General features: G+C 73.3%; 11 protein-coding genes. 9 read left to right on the forward strand and 2 right to left on the reverse strand.

Features of this window, described 5'->3' with window-relative positions; genetic code table 11:
* Positions 1–283: 283 nt before the first annotated feature.
* The 7 genes from ACSC1Q_RS36325 (at position 284) to clpB (ending at position 9,717) form a co-directional block, all read left to right on the forward strand.
* Positions 284–1,537 (forward strand): RNA-guided endonuclease InsQ/TnpB family protein, encoded by a 1,254-nt coding sequence (locus ACSC1Q_RS36325; RefSeq protein ID WP_436763253.1) that lies wholly within the window; start codon positions 284–286, stop codon positions 1,535–1,537.
* Positions 1,538–1,892: 355 nt separating this feature from the next.
* Positions 1,893–2,375: a YflT domain-containing protein gene (locus ACSC1Q_RS36330; protein ID WP_436763254.1), complete on the forward strand. Its 483-nt coding sequence runs from the start codon at positions 1,893–1,895 to the stop codon at positions 2,373–2,375.
* 567 nt (positions 2,376–2,942) lie between these two features.
* The gene (dnaK, locus tag ACSC1Q_RS36335) at positions 2,943–4,859 is read left to right on the forward strand and encodes a molecular chaperone DnaK (protein WP_436763255.1); all 1,917 of its coding nucleotides are present in this window, start codon (positions 2,943–2,945) and stop codon (positions 4,857–4,859) included.
* Positions 4,852–5,748 (forward strand): nucleotide exchange factor GrpE, encoded by an 897-nt coding sequence (locus ACSC1Q_RS36340; protein ID WP_436763256.1) that lies wholly within the window; start codon positions 4,852–4,854, stop codon positions 5,746–5,748. The genes dnaK and ACSC1Q_RS36340 overlap by 8 nt, the downstream gene beginning before the upstream one ends.
* Positions 5,748–6,704, forward strand: coding sequence for a DnaJ C-terminal domain-containing protein (locus ACSC1Q_RS36345; RefSeq protein WP_436763257.1), 957 nt, complete (start codon positions 5,748–5,750; stop codon positions 6,702–6,704). The genes ACSC1Q_RS36340 and ACSC1Q_RS36345 overlap by 1 nt, the downstream gene beginning before the upstream one ends.
* The gene (locus tag ACSC1Q_RS36350) at positions 6,701–7,120 is read left to right on the forward strand and encodes a chaperone modulator CbpM (RefSeq protein WP_436763258.1); all 420 of its coding nucleotides are present in this window, start codon (positions 6,701–6,703) and stop codon (positions 7,118–7,120) included. Before ACSC1Q_RS36345 ends, ACSC1Q_RS36350 begins: the two co-directional genes overlap by 4 nt.
* Complete coding sequence (gene clpB / locus ACSC1Q_RS36355; protein ID WP_436763259.1) at positions 7,117–9,717, forward strand: ATP-dependent chaperone ClpB; 2,601 nt, start codon at positions 7,117–7,119, stop codon at positions 9,715–9,717. The genes ACSC1Q_RS36350 and clpB overlap by 4 nt, the downstream gene beginning before the upstream one ends.
* Positions 9,718–9,747: 30 nt before the next feature.
* Here clpB and ACSC1Q_RS36360 read toward each other — a convergent pair whose 3' ends face one another.
* Together ACSC1Q_RS36360 and ACSC1Q_RS36365 are read right to left on the reverse strand one after the other, a co-directional pair.
* Entirely contained in the window at positions 9,748–12,057 is a 2,310-nt protein-coding gene (locus ACSC1Q_RS36360; protein WP_436763260.1) for a helix-turn-helix transcriptional regulator, read from the reverse strand.
* A 361-nt stretch (positions 12,058–12,418) separates the two neighbouring features.
* Positions 12,419–13,159, reverse strand: a complete 741-nt coding sequence (locus ACSC1Q_RS36365) for a GntR family transcriptional regulator (RefSeq protein WP_436763261.1) — start codon at positions 13,157–13,159, stop codon at positions 12,419–12,421.
* 268 nt (positions 13,160–13,427) lie between these two features.
* Here ACSC1Q_RS36365 and ACSC1Q_RS36370 point away from each other — a divergent pair, with 268 nt between their 5' ends.
* Positions 13,428–14,231, forward strand: a complete 804-nt coding sequence (locus tag ACSC1Q_RS36370; RefSeq protein WP_436763262.1) for an inositol monophosphatase family protein — start codon at positions 13,428–13,430, stop codon at positions 14,229–14,231.
* A 225-nt stretch (positions 14,232–14,456) separates the two neighbouring features.
* Positions 14,457–15,779 (forward strand): lanthionine synthetase LanC family protein, encoded by a 1,323-nt coding sequence (locus tag ACSC1Q_RS36375; protein WP_436763263.1) that lies wholly within the window; start codon positions 14,457–14,459, stop codon positions 15,777–15,779.
* Positions 15,780–16,041: the final 262 nt, after the last annotated feature.

Raw genomic sequence — 16,041 nt, forward strand, 5'->3', positions numbered from 1 at the left:
CGCCGCGACGTAGCCCGCGAACAGCAGCCCACCGGCCCAGACGGGCAGCAGCTCGCCGCCCAGGGGCATGCCGCTCAGCGCGCGGGCCGCCCCGGTCGGCAGCCACCTGCCCGGATCGGGCGGGAAACCGGCGAGCACCGTCGCTTTTGGGCGACGGGGGAATCGGGAGCGGGAGGGCCACCCAGGCCCGAGCGTGTAGTGACCTGACAGGTTCGCGCATTCCGCGTCGCCTCTCTCCGCTATTCGACACGGTGGGAACAAAGGTTCGAGCGAGGGTGGTGGTGTGGTGCGCAGGTCTTTTAAGTTCCTGCTGCGCCCCGCTGTCCGCCAGAGCGCCGCGTTGATCGCCTGCCTGGATGATCACCGCGCTCTGTGCAACGCCGCGCTGGAGCACCGCCGCACCGCCTATGCCAAGGCGAGGGTGAGCATCCGCTACGGTGACCAGTCCGCCGACCTGAGACACATCCGCACCGACGACCCAGACGGTCAGGGCCGGTGGTCGTTCTCCTCCCAGCAGGCCACGCTGCGCCGCCTGGACAAGGCATTTCAGGCGTTCTTCGCTCGCGTCAAGGCCGGGCGCACTCCGGGGTTTCCCCGTTTCATGGGCAAGGGCCGGTTCTATACCGTCGAATGGCCCAAGGACGGTGACGGTTGCCGGTGGGACTCCCAGCCCGAACACCCCACCGTGACGTTCGCCCGCCTCCAGGGCGTCGGCCACGTCCGCGTCCACCGGCACCGGCCGGTGCGTGGCACCGACAAGACGATCAGTGTCAAGCGGGAAGGCTCCCGCTGGTACGTCGTGCTGTCGTGTGACGACGTGCCCGCCGAGGCGCTGCCCGCCACCGGCGCATCCGTCGGGATCGACCTGGGCGTGGCCTCGCTGGTCAACAACAGCTATGGTGAGCACCTGGCCAACCCGCGCCACCTGGCCGCGTCCGCCGAGCGCCCCGCCGTTGCCCAGCGGGACCTGCCGCGTAAGAAACGCGGCTCCACGCGGCGCCGCAAAGCGGTGGCCCGCGTCGCCGCCCTGCACGGCACGGTCCGCCGTCAACGCCTCGACGGCGCGCACAAGGCCGCACTCGCGTTGGTCCGCGACTACGACGTCATCGCCTGTGAAGACCTGCGCATCGCGAACATGACCCGCTCGGCGTCCGGCACGCCTGAGGCGCCCGGCAGCAACGTGGCGGCCGAGTCCGGCCTCAACCGGAGCATCCTGGACGCGGGTTGGGGGGTGTTTCTGACGATCCTCCGCTCGAAGGCTGAAAGCGCCGCGAAGGAGTTGATCGTTGAACCCCGCCAACACCTCCCGCACGTGCGCCCGTTGCGGGCGTTGCGCGAAGGAGAACCGCCTCACCCAAGCCGAGTTTCACCGTCAGCGGTGCGCACACGTCGCGCACGCCGACGTGAACGCGGCAACCAACATCCTCAGGGCAGGGCTTGCCCTTCGCGACGTCGCGCAAGCGGCTTAACGAGAAGCCGCCTCCTTCGGGGAGCGGAGGAGTCACGTAGAGCTCTTCCAGGTCGGTCTCCGGGGTGAGCGGGCCCTGCCAGGCGAGGCGCCCCGCCCGTACGACGATCACCTGGTCGGCGATCTGCTGGATCTCGGCGAGCACGTGCGTGGAGACCAGGACCGTGCGCCCCTGATGGGTGTATGCCCGCAGGAAGCCCCGCAGCCAGCGCATGCCCGCCGGGTCCAGGCCGTTGGCGGGCTCGTCGAGGACACGGCGCGACCCACCGGCCGCCCGATCCCCGGCTGGCCGGTACGGGATACCGGCGCTGTGATGAGGGAACGGCCGATGACTGTCAGGTCTGGGGATGTGGGGACGCCGTCACGGGGTCAGGGTGGATGGCGTACGGATTCACCTCACGGGTGCCCGTCGAAGGGAAGTGCCATGCGACCTGACGTCAGTTTGACCGGCCACGAGACGGTGGCGGGTTTCGGCAACTACGCCGAGGCCCAGCGTGCCGTGGACCGGCTGTCGGACCAGAAGTTCCCGGTCGAGCACGCGATGATCGTCGGAGTCGGTCTCCGGCTCGTCGAGCAGGTGCTCGGGCGGCTGACCTATCTTCGCGCCGCGGGGATGGGCGCGGCGACCGGAGCCTGGTTCGGACTGCTGATCGGCCTGTTCTTCGCGATCTTCACTCCCGGGAGGTTCCCCTTCGTCCTGGTCCTTTGGGGTCTGATCTGGGGTGCCATCGCCGGAGCGATCTTCGGGCTGGTCGGTCACGCGCTCACCGGGGGCAAGCGCGACTTCCTCTCGTCGAGCGCGATCGTCGCCGACCGCTACGAGGTGCTGGTCGCTTCCCCGCACGCCGCGGAGGCGCGCAGGCTGCTCGACGTGGGCTCGTCCCAGCAGATGCATCAGCAGATCTGACGGGCGGCCGCCCTCGCCATCTCGCCACCTCGCCCGCGGCCCTCGGGCCGGAGCACGGACGGGGCGTGGGGCGCGGGCCGCGTCGTCCGCGCCGCCGTCCCGCGTCCGGGCGGCCGGTCACCTGGTCGTTCGATCGCCTGATCGCCCGGAAGCGGGTCGCCGGGACACCGGGTCGCCGAGACACCAGGACGCTTGGCCGAGCGACCGAGCGACCGAGCGACCGAGCGACCGAGCGACCGAGCGGCCGAGCGGCCGAGGAGCCGAGGAGCTGGGTGGTTGAGAGGAGCTGGGTGGTTGAGGGGCTGCGTGGCCGGGCGGCCGGATTCACCGGGGTCTGGTTCGTGCCGGTCGTGGTCGTCATCGGGGCCTGGTTCTCATCGGTCCCGGTCTTCGCCCGGTCCGGTTCTCATCGGTCTGGTCCGCATTGAGCTCGATCTTCGACCGGGCCCGGCACTCGTCGGGTCCGGGCGAGGCGCGTAACCACCGGACCCGGGGACGCCGGGATGCGCGGGCGGGGCGGCGGTGCCGTCCCGCGAGCGCCGGTGCCACAGCGCATAGGAGGGCAACATGCCTAAAGCAGTCGGAATCGACCTGGGTACCACCAACTCGGTGATCGCCACGATGGAGGGCGACAAGCCCACGGTGATCCCCAACGCCGAGGGAGCGCGGACGACGCCCTCGGTCGTGGCGTTCACCGACAACGGTGAGCGCCTGGTCGGGCAACTGGCCCGCCGCCAGGCGATCCTCAACCCCAAGGGGACGATCTACTCGGCCAAGCGCTTCATCGGCCGCCGCCACGACGAGGTCGCCAGCGAGCTGACCGCCGTGTCGTTCGACGTCGTCCCCGGCCCCGACGGGGCCGTCCGCTTCAAGATCAACGAGAAGCTGTACGCGCCCGAGGAGATCGCCGCGGCCGTCCTGCGCAAGCTGGTGGACGACGCCTCGAAGTTCCTGGGGGAGAAGGTCACCGAGGCGGTCATCACCGTGCCCGCGTACTTCAACGACTCCCAGCGCCAGGCCACCAAGGACGCCGGGAAGATCGCCGGTCTGGAGGTCCTGCGGATCATCAACGAGCCGACCGCGGCGGCCCTCGCCTACGGCCTCGACCGCCAGGAGAGCGAGACCGTGCTCGTCTTCGACCTGGGCGGCGGCACCTTCGACGTCAGCGTCCTCGCCATCGGGGACGGCGTCGTGGAGGTACGGGCGACCGCGGGCGACTCCCACCTGGGCGGCGACGACTTCGACCGGCGCGTCGTCGACCACCTCGCCGACGAGTTCCAGCGAGACAACGGCATCGACCTGCGCCAGGACCCGCAGGCCCTGCAGCGGCTGTTCGAGGCCGCGGAGAAGGCCAAGGTCGAGCTGTCGGCGGTCACCCAGACGCAGATCAGCCTGCCCTTCATCACCGCGGACGCCTCGGGCCCCAAGCACCTGAACACCACGCTCAGGCGCTCGACCTTCGAGGAGATCACCGCCGACCTGCTCGAACGGTGCCAGGGGCCTGTCCGGCAGGCCATGGCCGACGCCAAGCTCACCGCCGACGACATCGACGAGGTGATCCTGGTGGGCGGCTCGACCAGGATGCCCGCCGTGCAGAACCTGGTACGCCGCATGACGGGCGGCAAGGAACCGAACATGACGGTCAACCCGGACGAGGTCGTGGCGCTGGGCGCCGCCGTCCAGGCCGCTGTCATCAAGGGCGAGCTGAAGGACGTCGTACTGCTCGACGTGACCCCGCTCTCCCTCGGCATCGAGACGCTCGGCGGGGTGATGACGAAGGTCATCGAGCGGAACACCACCATCCCGGCCCGCCGTTCCGAGACGTTCAGCACGGCCGAGGACAACCAGAGCGCCGTGGACGTCGTCGTGCTGCAGGGCGAGCGCGAGCGCGCCGCCGACAACCGCCCCCTGGGCCGGTTCCGGCTGGAGAACATCCGTCCGGCGCCCCGTGGCGTGCCGCAGGTCGACGTGACCTTCGACGTCGACGCCAACGGGATCCTGAACGTCTCGGCCAAGGACAAGGACACCGGCGCCGAGCAGCGCATCACGATCAGCGAGAGCTCGAACCTGGACATGAGCGAGGTCGAGCGGATGGTCGCCGACTCCGAGCGGCACCGCGAGGAGGACCAGCGGATGCGGCAGGTGGTGGACGCGCGCAACGAGCTCGACAGCGCCGCCTACCAGGTGGAGCACCGCCTGTCGGAGCTGGGCGACGCGGTGCCCGTCCACGAGAGGGCGCGGGCCGACATGCTGGCGCACGACGCCCGTGACGCGATCAAGCAGGAGGCCCCGCTCGACCGGGTCCGCTCGCTCACCGCCGAGCTCCAGCAGATCTACCACAGCCTCGGCGCGGCCGGTTCCGGCACCCCGGGGGCCGCGGGCGGTCCAGGAGGCACGGGTGGTCCGGGAGCCGCGGGGGCGTCCGGTTCCCCGGGCGGCCGGGACGACGACGTCATCGACGCGGAGTTCACGACCGATGAGTGAGACACCCGGGCGTGGCCGGCCCGTCCCACGCCGTGCCGGGGAACCACGCGGCGGGTACGACCCGCCCGGCCGGGAGCCTCGGGACCGGGGGCCGTACGACCGGGAGCACGACCGGGAGGGCGGCCCGGAGCGGGATGCCGACCGGGAGGCGCGGGCCCATGACCAGCCCCCCGAGCGGTCCTCCGAGCGGTCCTCCGACCGGCACGGACCTCGGAGGTCTCAGGGTTCCCGGGGCGCAGAGACCCGGCGCGACGGAGAGACGCGTGACCAGGAGACGCGTGGCCGGGGGGCGGACGCCCAGGGTGCCCAGGGCGTCCAAGGCGCCCAAGGCGCCCAAGGCGTCCAGGACGTCCAGGGCATCCAGGAAGGGCAGAACGGGCAGATCGGGCAGGAGGGCGCCCGAAGTGCCCAGGGCGCCTCGGATGCCACGGACGGCCTTCAGGGCCGTGTCCTGGAGCTGCAGGCCCTGGTGACCGACCTCCAGGACCGCTGGCGGCGCGCCCTCGCCGACCTCGACAACCTGCGCAAGCGCGTCAGCAGGGACGCCGAGCGGACCCGGTCGGACGAGCGGGCGCGGGCGGCCGGGGAGTGGCTGCCCGTACTGGACAACCTGGACCGCGCGCTGGAGCACGCGGAGACCGATCCCGGCTCCATCGTCGACGGGATGCGGGCGATCCGCGACCAGGCGCAGGAGGTGCTGTCCCGCCTCGGCTACGCGCGCCGCGACGACACCGGGGCCGTGTTCGACCCGGCCAGGCACGAGGCGGTGGGCGTGCTCGCGCGGGAGGGCGTTCCCGACGGCACGGTCCTGCAGGTGCTGCGCCCCGGCTACGGGGACGGCGAACAGCAGCTGCGGCCCGCGCTGGTCGTGGTGGCCAAGGGGGCATGATGCCCCCCGACCGGGACTTCTACGAGATCCTCGGCGTGCGGCGGGGGGCGAGCCAGGAGGACGTCCAGCGCGCCTACCGCAAGCTGGCGCGGGCCAACCACCCCGACGTCAACAAGGACCCGTCCGCCGAGGACCGCTTCAAGGAGGTCTCCGAGGCCTACAGCGTGCTGTCCGACCCCGAGACCCGGCGCCGCTACGACGCGTTCGGGCCGGAGTTCCGCCAGGTGCCCGACGACGTGGACCCGGAGACGTGGGCACGTTCCGGGAACCGCAGGGCGGGCGCGGGCCAGGGCGGGACCGGTGCCCGGGGCGGGGGTACGGACGGGGGAGGGGGTTTCGGCGGCTTCCAGGAGGGTGTCGACCTCGACGACCTCTTCGAGGGGCTGTTCTCCGGCAGGAGGGGCCGGTCCGGCGCGAGCTGGGGGCCGATTCCCGGGGCCGACCAGGAGGCGGAGATCGTCCTGACCGTCGAGGAGGCGTACCGGGGCGGGCCTCGCTCCATCACCGTCGGTTCGCGCGGGCTGCGGGTCGACATCCCGCCCGGCGTCACCGACGGGCAGCGCGTCAGGCTGGCGGGGCAGGGCGGCAGGGGCGGCGACGGGGCGCCCTCGGGCGACCTCTACCTGATCGTCAGGATCGCCCCGCATCCCCGCTACCGGATCGAGGGACGGGACCTCCACGTCCTGCTCCCGGTCACCCCGTGGGAGGCGGCGCTCGGCGCCTCCGTCGTGGTCGACACCCCCGCGGGCGAGGCCAAGGTCAAGGTGCCGCCGGGGACGTCCAGCGGCAGGCGGCTGCGGCTGCGCGGCCGGGGGATGCCCAGCCGTGGCGACAAGCCCGGTGACCTGTACGCCGAGGTGCGGATCATGGTCCCGGACCGGTTGGTGGAGGAGGAGCGGGAGCTGTTCGAGCGGCTCGCCGCGGTCTCCGCGTTCGACCCGAGGAGGCGGCGATGACCCACTCGTTCCCCGAGCGCGGGACGCCCCACCCGGGCCCGCGCCCATCCCACGCGCGGGCGGACACGGGAGAGGCCCGGCGGGAGGCCTCGCGGGAGACGGGCAGGACCTACCAGCTGGCCAGGCCCGAGCGCCTGGACCTGGAGACGTTCGCCGGGGCGACGGGAACCCACCCCGAGCTGGTGCGGCGCCTCGTCGTGCTGGGCGTGCTCGACGCCTGGACCGACGCCGCCGGGCACCTGTGGCTCCCGCCCTCCCAGCTGCTCGTCATGGCGCGGATCCGGCGGCTGCGGGCCGGATTCTCGATCAACTACGCGGCGATCGGCCTCGTACTGGACCTGCTGGACCGCATCGCCGACCTGGAGGCCGCCCAGCGCGGCCGTACCCGAACCACCGGAGGCCCGTCGTGGACATGAACCGGCTGACGCAGAAGTCGCAGGAGGCGCTGCACGACGCGCAGACCAAGGCCCTGCGGTTCGGGCACAGCGAGGTGGACGGCGAGCACCTGCTGCTCGGGCTGCTCGACCAGCCCGAGGGGCTGACACCCCGCCTGCTCTCGTACGCGAACGTCGACACCGACCGGCTCAGGACCGAGCTGGAGGGAGAGCTGGGCCGCCGCCCCCGGGTGAGCGGTCCCGGCGCCTCGCCCGGCCAGGTCTACGTGACGCAGCGGCTCTCGCGCCTGCTGGAGACGGCCAAGCGGGAGGCCGACCGGCTGAAGGACGAGTACGTGTCGGTGGAGCACCTGCTCATCGCCCTGATCGAGGAGGGCAGCTCGGCCTCCGCCGGGCGGCTGCTGCACGAGCAGGGGCTGACCAGGGACGGCTTCCTCAAGGCGCTCACCGCGATCCGCGGCAACCAGCGGGTGACGTCCGCGATGCCCGAGGTGGCGTACGAGGCGCTGGAGAAGTACGGGCGCGACCTGGTGGCGGACGCCGTGTCGGGCAAGCTCGACCCGGTCGTCGGGCGCGACGCCGAGATCCGCCGCGTCGTCCAGATCCTGTCCCGCAAGACCAAGAACAATCCGGTCCTCGTCGGCGATCCCGGCGTGGGCAAGACCGCCATCGTGGAGGGACTCGCGCTGCGGATCAGCCACGGGGACGTGCCGGAGGGGCTCAAGGGCAAGACGGTCTTCAGCCTCGACATGGGCTCGCTGGTGGCCGGGGCCAAGTACCGGGGCGAGTTCGAGGAGCGGCTCAAGGCGGTGCTCAACGAGGTCAAGGCCGCCGAGGGGCGGATCCTGCTCTTCGTCGACGAGATGCACACCGTGGTGGGCGCCGGAGCCGCCGAGGGCGCGATGGACGCGGGCAACATGCTCAAGCCCATGCTGGCCCGGGGCGAGCTGCACATGATCGGGGCGACGACGCTCGTCGAGTACCGCAAGCACGTCGAGAAGGACGCCGCCCTGGAGCGCAGGTTCCAGCCGGTGATGGTCGACGAGCCGTCGGTCGAGGACGCCGTGTCCATCCTGCGCGGCCTGCGCGAACGCCTGGAGATCTTCCACGGGGTGAAGATCCAGGACAGCGCGCTGGTGGCGGCCGTCGTGCTGAGCCACCGCTACATCTCCGACCGCTTCCTGCCGGACAAGGCCATCGACCTGGTGGACGAGGCGTGCGCGATGCTCCGTACGGAGATCGACTCGATGCCCGCCGAGCTCGACGAGCTCACCCGCAGGGTGATGCGCCTGGAGATCGAGGAGGCCGCGCTCGCCAAGGAGGAGGACTTCGCGAGCGGTACCAGGGTGGAGGAACTGCGCAGGGAGCTCGCCGACCTGCACGCCGAGGCCGACGCGATGCGGGCGCAGTGGGAGGCCGAGCGGCACGCCCTGCGCGCCGTCCAGGCCCTGCGCGCGGAGATGGAGCAGGTACGCGCGGAGGCCGAGCGGGCCGAGCGCGACTACGACCTCAACCGCGCCGCGGAGCTGCGGCACGGCAGGCTGCCCGAGCTGCTGCGGCGGCTGGAGTCCGAGGAGGAGCGGCTGTCCGCCAAGCAGGGGACGTCGCGCCTGCTGCGCGAGGTCGTCACCGACGAGGAGATCTCGATGATCGTCTCCCGGTGGACGGGCATCCCGGTGAGCCGGCTGCGCGAGGGCGAGCGGGAGAAGCTCCTGCGGCTCGACCAGATCCTGCACGAGCGGGTGATCGGCCAGGACGAGGCGGTGCGGCTGGTGGCGGACGCCGTCATCCGGGCCCGCTCCGGCATCAAGGACCCGCGCCGCCCGATCGGGTCGTTCATCTTCATGGGGCCCACGGGCGTCGGCAAGACGGAGCTGGCCAGGGCGCTCGCGGAGGCGCTCTTCGACACCGAGGACAACATGATCCGCGTCGACATGAGCGAGTACCAGGAGCGGCACACGGTGAGCCGCCTCGTCGGCGCGCCCCCCGGCTACGTCGGGTACGAGGAGGGCGGCCAGCTGACCGAGGCCGTGCGGCGCAAGCCGTACTCGGTGGTGCTCTTCGACGAGGTGGAGAAGGCGCACGCCGACGTCTTCAACACGCTGCTGCAGGTGCTCGACGACGGGCGGCTCACCGACGCGCAGGGCAGGACCGTCGACTTCCGCAACACCGTCCTGATCATGACGTCCAACCTCGGCTCCGTCTACCTCCTCGACGGCGTCACGCCGGCCGGGGAGATCGAGCCCGAGGCGCGGCAGCGGGTCATGGCCGAGCTGCGCTCGCACTTCCGTCCCGAGTTCCTCAACCGCGTCGACGACATCGTGATCTTCAAGCCGCTCACCCCCGAGGAGATCGAGCGCATCGTCGGCCTGATGTTCGTCGAGCTGCGGACCCGCCTCGAACAGCGGGGCATCCGGCTGGAGGTCACCGAGGCGGCGCTGCGGCACATCGCCGAGCGGGGCTACGACCCCGTGTACGGCGCGCGCCCGCTGCGCCGGTTCATCGCCAGGGAGGTCGAGACGCGCATCGGCCGCGCGCTCCTGTCGGGAGAGGCGGACGAGGGGGCCGTGGTCAGGGTGGACCTCGCCGGTGACGAGCTCGCCGTCACCTACGGGTGAGCCGTCGGGCCGTGCCTCGTGCCTCGTGCCTCAGCGGGGGCACCGGTGGCCGTTCTCCTCCGCCGCCAGCCTGGCCAGCTCGACCCGCGAGTGGATGCCCAGCTTGCGGAAGACCTGCCGCAGGTGGAAGGCGACGGTGTGCTCGCTGATGAACATCTGCTCGGCGGCGTTCCGGTTCGTCAGCCCCTGGGAGACCAGGTCGCAGACGGCCTGCTCGGTACCGGTCAGGCTGGCCCACCCCGACACGGGATGGTCGGTCCTGGCCCAGTGGCGGCACCGCTCGCCCAGCAGCCGCAACCTGCCCCGTACCCGCGCCGCGTCCCGGGTGGCCTCCACGGCCCCGTAGCAGGCCAGCGCGGTCTTCAGGCTCTCCACGGCCAGGTCGCGGCAGCCGTCGCCCGCGCCGAGCAGCACGCCGAGATCCTCCGCGGCCGATGCCCTGGCCCAGGGGTCGGTGTGCCCGGCCACCGCGCGGCGCAGCGCCTCGGCGTCGCCCTCCCGCAGACCTCGCGCGTGGTGGGCGGACGCCGACGGGCCGGGCAGGGCGGGGTTGCGCCAGGCGATGTCCTCGGCCGCGCCGACCACGGCGTCGGCCCTGCGCCGGTCGTCGGCCGCCATCGCCACCCGTACCAGCCACGCCGCCGCGGTGGGCTCGCCGGTCAGCGCCCCGATGTGCCGGGGCAGCGCGTCGTAGATCCCGCCGAGCGAGCCCATGCCGCCCGCCGCGCCGTCGCGCGCCTCGCTGATCCGCCCGGCCGTCAGCTCCGACCGCAGCCTGGTACGGGGCGGTGTGCCGGGCGCCGACCTGACCAGGTCCCTCTCCATGTACCTGATGGCCCCCGGCAGGTCACCCGACCGCAGCGACGCGGTACCGAGCACCGACAGGGCCGAGGAGGCCAGGAGCGGGGCGTCCAGGGTCCCGGCGGCGGTCAGTCCGGCCTCCCCGTGCTCGATCGCGCCGCCGAGCCGGCCCGCGGCCAGGTCCAGCCGGGCGCGCAGGACGGGGATCTCGGCGGCCCACCCGCGCTCGCCCTCGGCGTCGGCCTCCTCGGCGGCGCTCTCCGTCGCCAGTTCCGCCTCGTCGAGCAGCCAGAGGTCGATCAGCATCGCGGCCAGCACCGCCCTCGGCTGCCGGTGCCGGCCGCGGGCCGGTCGCTCCACGGCCTCGCGCGCCAGGTCCAGCCCTCGTGAGAGCCCGCCCTCGTCCCACGCGAGCAGGGCCAGGTCCACGAGCCTGCCCGTCCCGCCGTCGCCGCCACGGGGCGAGAGGGGCCGGTGGGCCCCGGCGGCACGGTCGACCTGCTCCCGCAGCGCCCGCCGCACCGGTGACGGCACCTCGTCGACGATCGACCGCCACACCAGCTCGTGCCGGAACGTCAGCTCGTCGCGGGTGGCCACGAGCACCCCGGCGGCCAGCGCCTCCTCCAGCGGGGGAAGCAGCGCGGCCGGGGTCTCGCCGAGCATCTCGGCCGCGTACGACGGGGTGAACGAGCGTCCGAGCACCGCGACGGCCTCCAGCAGGTACCGGGTCCTGGTGCCGAGCTCGTCCAGCCGCCGCCGGACGGCGGCGTGCAGGCGCGGGGGCAGCCCCGGAGGCGCCGCCCCGGCGGGCGTGGTCCCGGCGAGCCGGGCGACGCCGTCCTCGACCAGGACGGCGTCCTCCTCGCGCAGCCCGGTGAGAAGCTCGGCGAGCAGGAGCGGGTTGCCGCCCGCCTGGGTGGCCAGCGCCGCGAGCCCCTCCCCGGGGACCGCGCCCAGGATGTCGGCGGAGACCTCGGCCACCGCCTCGTCGTCGAGCGGGCCCAGGACGATCCGGGCGGCCCCCTCCTGCTCCAGCAGGTCGAACAGCCGTCCCGCCTCACCGCGCGCCGGGGTGTCGCGGCAGGCCAGCAGCCACGCCACGGGGTACGAGGCCAGCCGCGAGGGCATCGTCCGCAGGGCCATGACCGTGGCGGGATCGGCCCACTGGAGATCGTCCAGCACCACCAGCAGCGGCCCGGAGGCCAGCCTCCGCTCCAGCGAGGTCCTGACCTGCTCGGCCAGCCACAGCAGCAGTCCCGGCCCGTCGGGGAAGGCGTTCCTGGTCGTGGGCACCGGGGCCGCCGGCGACTCGCCGAGCGCGGCCAGCAGCGGTCCCAGCGGGGTCAGCCGCCCCAGCTCGTCGGCCCGCCCGCTCGCCACCGCCGTCCCACGCGCGGCCGCGACGCTCGCGGCCTCGGCGAGCAGCAGCGACTTCCCCGTCCCCGGTTCGCCCTCGACGAGCACGACGTTCCCGGTCGCGGACGTGACGCCTCCCAGCAGGGCGAGGATCGCCGCCCACTCATCTTTCCGGCCGCGCATAGTCTTGTCTCGGATCTGGGGTCATACGGCGGGCTTCCTGAGCAGTGGTTACGCGTATGACATCCCCAGGGGACGAATCATCACGCGTCGGGCATCGTCGCGCGCCGGTGGTTTGGTACAGATTTGACCTCAGGTCCCTTCGCCGGCCCGGCCGCTTTGACCTCAGGTCCCTTCGCGGGTCCGGCCGCGCCCGCCGAGCGCCCGACCGGCGTGATCTCCTCGTCCGGCCGGCGTTCGACGAGTGCGGTCCCCTTGTCCGGCCGGGGCTGGCCGGGATTGGCCGGGATTGGCCGGGGCAGCGCTCGGCAGGCATGGCCTTCCCGCCGGGCAGGGGTTCGGCGGGCGTGGCCTTCTCGCCCGGTCAGCGCTCGATGAGCGTGATCTCCAGGGAGTAGTGCGAGGCGCGGTAGACGTGGGAGCCGTACTCGACGGCTCTGCCCTGGTCGTCGTAGGTGGTGCGGACCATCGTGAGCAGCGGCGCCCCGCGCCGCTCGCCGAGCAGCCTCGCCTCGGCCGCCGTGGCCGCCCGAGCCCCCATGCGCTGGTTCGCCACGCGCATCCGCACCCCCGCCGCGCGGAGCATCTCGTACAGCCCGCGCTCCTGGAGACCCTCGGTGGTCAGCGCGGCGAGATCGGAGGGCAGCCAGTTGTGCAGCAGGGCGAGAGGCTCCCCGGCGGCGTAGCGGATCCGCTCCACGCGGAGCATCTCGGTGCCGGGCGCGACGCCGAGGACCGTGGCGACCTCCTCCTCCACCGGGGCCGGACCCAGGACCAGCACCCTGGTGGCCGGCTCCTGACCGGCCCCGCGCAGGTCGTCGTAGAGGCTGGTCAGCTCGACGGAGCGCCTGACCTGGCCGTGCACCACCTGGGTGCCGACGCCTCGCTTGCGCACCAGCAGGCCCTTGTCGACCAGATACTGGATCGCCTGGCGGACGGTCGGCCGCGACAGGCCCAGCCGGTCGGCGAGCAGGATCTCGTTGTCGAGCCGCGATCCGGGGGGCAGGTCGCCGCGGCGGATGGCCTCGGAGATCTGCTCGGCCACCTGGAAGTAGAGCGGGACCGGGCTGGACCGGTCGAGATCGATGGCGAGCCGCGCCGTCATTCGCCCTCCCGGTTGACACGCCGAGCCGTCAGGCTAGCGGGCATCGGAATGTCTTGACAAAAACCGGCCAGGGCCCGCGGCGGTGCCCGGCCGGCGCGTACGGGGCCGGGGTCCTCGTACAGGATGGGAGGCGGGCGGGTGGGGTGGCTCCGGCGCGCCGGAACGTTCCGGGGTCCCCGCCACCCGGCGCGGCCGGTCCGCGCCGCCGTTCGCGTCACGGTCCGCCCGCCGCCCGCGTCATCGACCGCGAGAAAGCACTGGAGGAAGCATGGACCAGAGCAGCGCGACAGATCTCTCCATGATCGCGGTCGAGGCCGCCCGCGCGGTGGGCGACCGGCTCCGCGGGGCGTTCAGGTCGCGTCCCGTGGTCGAGACCAAGAGCGACTTCCACGATCCGGTGACCGAGCACGACCGCGCCGCGGAGGAGACGATCCGGGAGGTCATCGAGAGGCATGTCCCGGGGAGCACGATCGTCGGCGAGGAGGGCGGCAGCAGGGGCTCCGGGGAGATCCGCTGGTACGTCGACCCGATCGACGGGACCGCGAACTTCGCCGCCGGGCTGCCGTTCTTCTGCGTGTCGATCGCCGCCGCGGTCGGGGACGAGGTGGTCGCCGGGGTGGTGTACGACCCGGTGCGCGACGACGAGTTCCGGGCCGACCTGGGCGGGGCCTGGTGCAACGGCGTGCGGCTGCGCAGCTCCGGCGCCGCGCGCGACCGGGAGGGGGTGCTGCTGACCAGCTATCCCACCCCCTGGGAGCTGGCCGAGGTCGGGGAGGAGGCGCTGCGGCGGTTCGGCAGGATGGTGGAGGCGTTCGCCTCCACGCGCCGTCCCGGCAGCACCGCGCTCAAGCTGGCGCACGTCGCGGGAGGGTGGGCGGACGTCGCCTACGGCAGTAGGGTCAGTCCGTGGGACATGGCGGCGGGGTCGCTGCTGATCCGCCGGGCGGGAGGCGTCTTCATCCCGCTGGACGGGTCGGTCTTCGAGCCCGGCGGCTACCTCGCCCACGTCGGGGGCTTCGACCTGGCGGGGTCGGTCATGAGCGACCTGCTCCTCCACGGCCGCCCGGCCTGAGCGCCGGTCGAGCCGGTGAGCCGGGCGGGGCGCAGGGGGGCGCGGACGGGGCACAGGCGGGGCGCGAGCGGGGTCGCGTCGGGCCGTACGGGTTCGTCTTGGTTCGCATGGCTTCGCATGGAAGACTCTCGCACGGGCAGGTCCCGCGTGTCGGTCACCGCATTACCTATTGATCCTGTAGGAAATACAGGTAAAATGATTGTCTCGCCGTACGAAGGAGCCGCCATGAGCCTGGAGCCGGAGGCCGAGAGCCCGCTGGCCGCCGCGATCGGGGCCGCGCGCTGGATCCGTTCGGCGGCGGTGGACGACGAGCGGGGGCGTCACTGGCGGGCCAACCCCGATCCCCGGGGGCGGGCCGCGATGCCCGACCACCCCCTGTCGCTGTACTCGGGGGCGGCCGGGATCATCCTGTTCTTCCTGGAGCTCGCCGCCGCCACCGGTGACGACGGCTATCTCGACGACGCCAGGGCCGGGGCCCGCTACCTCACCGCCACCTGGCGGGAGCAGGCCGACCTCTCCCTCCACCACGGCCTGGCCGGAGTGATGTTCGCCCTGGCCGAGGCCGGGTGGGCCACCGGCGAGGGGGCCTTCGAGGTCGAGGCCGGCGCCGTCGCCGACCGCATCGTGCGCAGCGCCCGCCCCATCGACGGCGGCCTGGGCTGGACCGGCGACCCCGCGCAGCGGGGCGACGGCGGGATCATCCTCGGCCTGCTGCACGCCGCGGGCATCCTGGGGGTGCCCGCCTACCAGGAGGTCGCCGTCGAGGCCGGCGCCCGCATCGCCACGCTCGTCGTCCCGGGCCACCGCTTCGGCGAGGGCGCCTGCGCGGACCTGCCGCTGGACGCGGTCACCCCTGGCTTCCTGTCCGGGACCGCCGGGACCGCCTTCCTGCTCGCCCGCCTGTACGGCGTGACCGGCGAGAGCCACTTCCTCGGGGCCTCCCGCAGGGGGGCCGACTTCGTCCGCGCGGTCAGCGCCGTGACCGAGCGGTGCGCGCTGGTGCCGCACCACATCCCGCAGGGCCGCGACCTTCACTACCTGGGCTTCTGCTCAGGCTCCGCCGGGGTCGCCCGGATGTTCTACGAGCTGCACCGGGTGTCGGGCGACGCCGGGGACCTCGACTGGGCCGAGCGGCTGGCCAGGGGGATCGTCCGCAGCGGCGCCCCCGCCAACCAGAGCGGCGGATCGTGGAACTCGGCCTGCCAGTGCTGCGGCACCGCCGGCCTGGTGGAGCTGTTCGTCGGGCTCTGGGCGGCGACCGGCCACCGCCGGCACCTGGAGTTCGCCCGCACGCTGGGGGAGAGCCTGACCGGCCGGGCCACCGGCCACGACGGCCGGGGCACCCGCTGGTACCAGGCCTACCGGCGGCTGCGCCCCTGGGAGGTCACCGCCGACACCGGCTACATGGTCGGCGCGGCGGGCATCGGGGCCGCCCTCCTGCACCTGGACGCCACCGCCCGCCCGCAGGAGGCCAGGCGGCTCGTCCTGCCCCCGGACAACCCGTTCCCCGCCATCCCGCTGCCGAGCGCGACGCTCCGCCAGTCCTGACGGTCCCGGACGATCGTGGACGGCACGACGCCGGTGAGCCGGCCGGTCATCGCCGACGGGAGTGACGGGCGCGACGCGAGGGCCGCCGCCGCGCTCAGGGGGCGCGGGGGCCGGGACACCCCGTCGCGCCCGCGCACGTCCCCGCACCCTGTACGGTCGGGCATCGAGGCCTCCATCGGGCCCGGCGCCACGGACACGTCTCCCGGCGCCGCCCCGGCACCCCGGACCGTGTCGACCCCCGGTACGCCCGGTCGTGCCGATC

Source organism: Streptosporangium heterodermiicola, from assembly GCF_051390675.1.
GTDB lineage: Bacteria > Actinomycetota > Actinomycetes > Streptosporangiales > Streptosporangiaceae > Streptosporangium.

Excerpts from the sequence above, each read along its gene's own strand:
- ACSC1Q_RS36330 (WP_436763254.1), top strand. The coding sequence starts at position 1,893 with ATGCGACCTGACGTCAGTTTGACCGGCCACGAGACGGTGGCGGGTTTC.
- dnaK (WP_436763255.1), top strand. The coding sequence starts at position 2,943 with ATGCCTAAAGCAGTCGGAATCGACCTGGGTACCACCAACTCGGTGATC.
- ACSC1Q_RS36340 (WP_436763256.1), top strand. The coding sequence starts at position 4,852 with ATGAGTGAGACACCCGGGCGTGGCCGGCCCGTCCCACGCCGTGCCGGG.
- ACSC1Q_RS36345 (WP_436763257.1), top strand. The coding sequence starts at position 5,748 with ATGCCCCCCGACCGGGACTTCTACGAGATCCTCGGCGTGCGGCGGGGG.
- ACSC1Q_RS36350 (WP_436763258.1), top strand. The coding sequence starts at position 6,701 with ATGACCCACTCGTTCCCCGAGCGCGGGACGCCCCACCCGGGCCCGCGC.
- clpB (WP_436763259.1), top strand. The coding sequence starts at position 7,117 with ATGAACCGGCTGACGCAGAAGTCGCAGGAGGCGCTGCACGACGCGCAG.
- ACSC1Q_RS36360 (WP_436763260.1), bottom strand. The coding sequence starts at position 12,057 with ATGCGCGGCCGGAAAGATGAGTGGGCGGCGATCCTCGCCCTGCTGGGA.
- ACSC1Q_RS36365 (WP_436763261.1), bottom strand. The coding sequence starts at position 13,159 with ATGACGGCGCGGCTCGCCATCGATCTCGACCGGTCCAGCCCGGTCCCG.
- ACSC1Q_RS36370 (WP_436763262.1), top strand. The coding sequence starts at position 13,428 with ATGGACCAGAGCAGCGCGACAGATCTCTCCATGATCGCGGTCGAGGCC.
- ACSC1Q_RS36375 (WP_436763263.1), top strand. The coding sequence starts at position 14,457 with ATGAGCCTGGAGCCGGAGGCCGAGAGCCCGCTGGCCGCCGCGATCGGG.